General features: G+C 59.4%; 6 protein-coding genes and 1 pseudogene. 2 read left to right on the top strand and 5 right to left on the bottom strand.

What is annotated here, in order from left to right; all coding sequences use genetic code 11:
* The 5 genes and pseudogenes from Q0J74_RS10600 to pyrH all read right to left on the bottom strand — a co-directional run.
* Nucleotides 1–173 (bottom strand): annotated as a pseudogene (locus Q0J74_RS10600) (1-deoxy-D-xylulose-5-phosphate reductoisomerase); the annotation flags it as partial.
* 2 nt (nucleotides 174–175) lie between these two features.
* A complete protein-coding gene (locus tag Q0J74_RS10595; protein ID WP_297214428.1) occupies nucleotides 176–1,000 on the bottom strand; it encodes a phosphatidate cytidylyltransferase in 825 nt (274 codons plus the stop codon).
* The gene (locus tag Q0J74_RS10590) at nucleotides 1,001–1,750 is read right to left on the bottom strand and encodes an isoprenyl transferase (RefSeq protein ID WP_297214426.1); all 750 of its coding nucleotides are present in this window, start codon (nucleotides 1,748–1,750) and stop codon (nucleotides 1,001–1,003) included.
* A gap of 80 nt (nucleotides 1,751–1,830) precedes the next feature.
* On the bottom strand, nucleotides 1,831–2,385 hold the full coding sequence (gene frr, locus Q0J74_RS10585; protein WP_297214424.1) for a ribosome recycling factor: 555 nt from the start codon (nucleotides 2,383–2,385) through the stop codon (nucleotides 1,831–1,833).
* Nucleotide 2,386: 1 nt separating this feature from the next.
* Nucleotides 2,387–3,109 (bottom strand): UMP kinase, encoded by a 723-nt coding sequence (gene pyrH / locus Q0J74_RS10580; protein ID WP_297214422.1) that lies wholly within the window; start codon nucleotides 3,107–3,109, stop codon nucleotides 2,387–2,389.
* Nucleotides 3,110–3,369: 260 nt separating this feature from the next.
* Here pyrH and Q0J74_RS10575 point away from each other — a divergent pair, with 260 nt between their 5' ends.
* Together Q0J74_RS10575 and Q0J74_RS10570 are read left to right on the top strand one after the other, a co-directional pair.
* Complete coding sequence (locus Q0J74_RS10575) at nucleotides 3,370–3,855, top strand: hypothetical protein (protein WP_297214420.1); 486 nt, start codon at nucleotides 3,370–3,372, stop codon at nucleotides 3,853–3,855.
* A 69-nt stretch (nucleotides 3,856–3,924) separates the two neighbouring features.
* The coding region (locus tag Q0J74_RS10570) for a response regulator (protein ID WP_297214430.1) at nucleotides 3,925–4,081 on the top strand (157 nt) is incomplete at its 3' end.

Below are 4,081 nucleotides of genomic sequence, written 5' to 3'. Positions count from 1 at the left end.
GGGTCCATCATCACCGCCAGCTTCGGCCGGAAGCGGCGGCACTGCTCCTCCAGCCGCTCCACATCCCGGTTGGCGGTAAGGGCGGCCACCGTCATGCCACAGGCGGCAATCACATCCAGTGATTGCCGCCCGATGGAACCGGTGGAACCCAGTAAAGAAATACAACGACTCATATTCAGCCTCCCACGGCGGGCAGGCAATGGATCAGCAGTTCGGTGAGGGGGGCGCAGAAAATCACGCTGTCAAACCGGTCCAGCACACCCCCGTGGCCGGGAAACACATTGCCGAAATCCTTGATGCCGTACTCCCGCTTGATATAGGAAAAAGACAAATCCCCCAGCTGGGACACCACGCTGCCCAGAGCGCCGTACAGGGCCAGCAGCAGGTAATTCACCTCGTAATGGAACACCAGATGAAGGAGCAGTCCATAGAGCACCGTACACACAACGGCACCCAGGAAGCCGCCCACCGCCCCCTCCACCGTCTTTTTGGGGGAGAGCTCCGGGGCCAGCTTGTGCTTGCCGAAGGCCATGCCGGCAAACAGGGCGAAGGCGTCGCTGATAAAGGCAATCACCAGCGGCAGGATCACCAGCGCCCGCCACTGCTCCATCAGCCGGATGCGCAGGAAGGAGGAGAGGAAAAAGGGGATGACCACCGCCAGGAAAAAGGCACCGCCCATCTTCTCCAGTCCGATCCGCCGGTGGCTGGTCATGGCCGCGCAGAACAGCACCAGCACATAGATAAACATCCAGGCCAGAATGGGCAGAAGCGTCCCGCTGTAATAGGACCAGAAGGGGATGAGGCCCGCCGTGGCGATGGAATAGCCGGAGACCCGGGGATGCTTCAAAAAGCTGGTGGACCACAGGGCCTCGTGGACCGCGATCATAGACAGGCCGGACACGATAATGGGCAGGATTACCGGGATGGTGGGCGACAACCCATAGATGGCCACCAGCAGCAGCGGGATAAAAATCACCGCCACCATCACTCGCTTGACCACTCACACACCTCCATAGCGGCGGGAGCGCCCCTGATAGGCCACCAGCGCCTTGTGCAGTTCTTCCTTGGAAAAATCCGGCCACAGCACGTCGGTATAGTACAGCTCGGCATAGGCCGACTGCCACAAAAGAAAGTTGGAGATCCGGATCTCCCCGCTGGGCCGGATCACCAGGTCCGGGTCTGGTACGCCGGCGGAGTAGAGATAAGCGGAAAAATCCGCCTCGGTAAGCGCCTCCGGCTTCCGCGTCCCCGCCGCACAGTCGGCGGCAAAGGCCCGGGCCGCCCGGACAATCTCATCCCGGCCGCCGTAGTTGAGGCATACGTTCAGCTGTATGCCGTCATACCGCTTGGAAATCTCCTCCGTCCGCTCGCACATCTCCCGCAGCTCCTGGGGCAGGGGCGTCAGATCCCCGAAAAAGTGCATTTTGACCTTATCCCGCTCCATCTTTTCAATGGATTCCAGCAGATACTTCTTCAGCAGCCCCATAATGGCCGATACTTCCTCCAGGGGACGCTTCCAGTTCTCCGTGGAAAAGGCGTACACCGTCAGGTATTCCAGCCCGATCTTTTGGCAGTAGGTGGCGATAGTGCGGAAATTCTCCGCCCCGGCGGCGTGACCCGCCGTCCGGGGCAGGCCCCGGCGCTTGGCCCAGCGGCCGTTGCCGTCCATGATGATCGCCACATGGCGGGGCAGATGGTCAAAATCCACCTGCGCCTCCCAGCTGTCTTTTGATGATTTCAATAATGCCATAGTCCATTCCTACCCGCTTTTTTCCATGAAGATTTCGGTGCGGGTCACCCGGGTGGCCCGCACCGTCCGTACCCGCCGGCTCAGACCGCCATCAGCTCGGTCTCCTTCTTGGCGGTGAGTTCGTCAATCTGCTTGCAGCGTTTCTCGGTGATGTCCTGAAGCTCCTTCTCAAAGTCCTTCCGGTCGTCCTCCGTGATCTCCGACTTCTTCTCCATGGCCTTGAACTTCTCCATGGCGTCCCGCCGGATGTTGCGGATGGCCACCTTGCCGCCCTCCCCGTACTTGCGCACCTGCTTGGTCAGCTCCTTGCGGCGCTCCTCGGTGAGCTGGGGGAAGGCCAGGCGGATCACCCGGCCGTCGTTCTGGGGGTTGATGCCCAGATCGGAGGTCTGAATGGCCTTCTCAATGGCCTTGAGCAGGCTGGAATCCCAGGGCTGGATCATCAGGGTGCGGGGGTCGGGCGAGGAGATGGCAGCCACCTGGTTCAGGGGGGTGGGAGCGCCGTAGTAGTCCACCGTGATCTTGTCCAGCACGGCCGCGTTGGCCCGGCCCGCCCGGACGCTGGCGAAATCGCTCATGACCACATCAATGGTTTTCTGCATTTTCGCGTCGAATTCCTTGTTGACTTCCTTCATTTCACGGTTCCTCCTTGACGATGGTTCCGATTTTCTCGCCCATCACCACCCGCAGGATGTTCTCCGGGTCCTTCAGGGCGAAGAGAATCACAGGAATCTTGTTGTCCATGGACAGGGACGTGGCGGTGGAGTCCATCACCTGCAGGTGCTGGGCCAGCACATCGTCATAGGTAATGGTGTCGTACTTCACCGCGTTGGGGTCCTTCTTCGGGTCGGCGGAGTACACCCCGTCAATGTTCTTTGCCAGCAGGATGGCGTCGGCGTCAATCTCCGCCGCCCGGAGCACCGCCGCCGTATCGGTGGAGAAGAAGGGATTGCCGGTGCCGCAGCCGAAGATCACCACCCTCCCCTTCTCCATATGCCGGATGGCCTTGGAGCGGATATAGGGTTCGGCCACCGAGCGCATCTCAATAGCCGTCTGCACCCGCACGTCCACCCCCTTCTGCTCCAGCACGTCGGCCACAGCCAAGGCGTTGATGGTGGTGGCCAGCATACCCATGTGGTCGGCCCGGGTGCGCTCCATCCGGTCGCCGCCGTCCTTCAGGCCCCGCCAGAAGTTGCCGCCCCCTACCACAATGCCCACCTGCACGCCCTGCGCCACACATTTCTTGATGACGTCACAGACGCTTCCAATCACATCAAAATCCAGCCCGCGGCTGGCGGCACCTGCCAGCGCCTCGCCGCTGAGCTTCAGCAGCACCCGCTTATACTGCGGTTCGCTCATACTTCCAACCCCTTCTATATGGTATTTCAGTCCACCCCATTTTAATATAGTTTTCCACATTTGCCTAGGGGTTAGGCCAAAGTTTTTATAAATTATTCAAAGTCTTCCGAAACTTCCAACGCGACAGTCCTCCTCCGGCCATGCTATACTGAATTTGGAAGGCCTGCCACGCCGTTTCCAGACGGAGCGGGAACAATGTCCCGGCGGAACAGGGGGAACGGAGCGGGAAAACCAGTTTTCTGGAGCCCCCGCTGAAAAGGATGGCCGGGCATAGGACCAAGCTCTCCGGCCCGGACTTCACCCGTTCCAAGATGGAAGCGCTGAAGCGGACGGTAAAGGGCGCCCCTCCCGTTGCGGATGATCTTGCCAAGGCCCGATTCAGGCAGCACGCCATCCAGGCCGTCAAAAATGGCTCCGCCTCCGGCTGCGGTGACCCGCTCCGTTTCCAGCACTTGCCGGGAAAGGACAGTTGTGAGATGAAGATCATCTGCTTCGGCGATTCCAACACATTCGGCTATGATCCCCGCTCCTGGTTCGGCGGGCGCTACGAGGCGGACTGCCGCTGGGTGGACATTCTGGCCGAGAAAACCGGCCGGGAAATTCCGTCCGCCGCCCCCCTCTTCCCCGCTGACACGGATCTGCTGATCGTGATGCTGAGGACCAACGATCTGCTCCAGGGGAAGCGCCCGGAGCAGGCCGCCGGGCTGCTCCGGGCGCTCATTTGTAAAATCTCAATAGTTTCTTAGGTTTTTTGCAAAAAACTAATTGATAAGAATCTGCTATAATCGTTTAAGTTCAAGGAAAGGAGCATTTCTATGCAGCAGGAAAACATACTAATTGTAGACGATGAGCAGGAAATTGCTGATCTTGTTTCCTTGTACCTCGAGAACGAGGGTTTTCAGGTATTTCAATTCTACAATGCGGCAGATGCGCTTCATTGGATTGAGACCCATGCAATTGACCTGGCGATTT

This window comes from uncultured Flavonifractor sp., assembly GCF_944387675.1.
Taxonomy (GTDB): domain Bacteria; phylum Bacillota; class Clostridia; order Oscillospirales; family Oscillospiraceae; genus Flavonifractor.
This window is presented reverse-complemented; position numbering and strand designations above follow the sequence as displayed.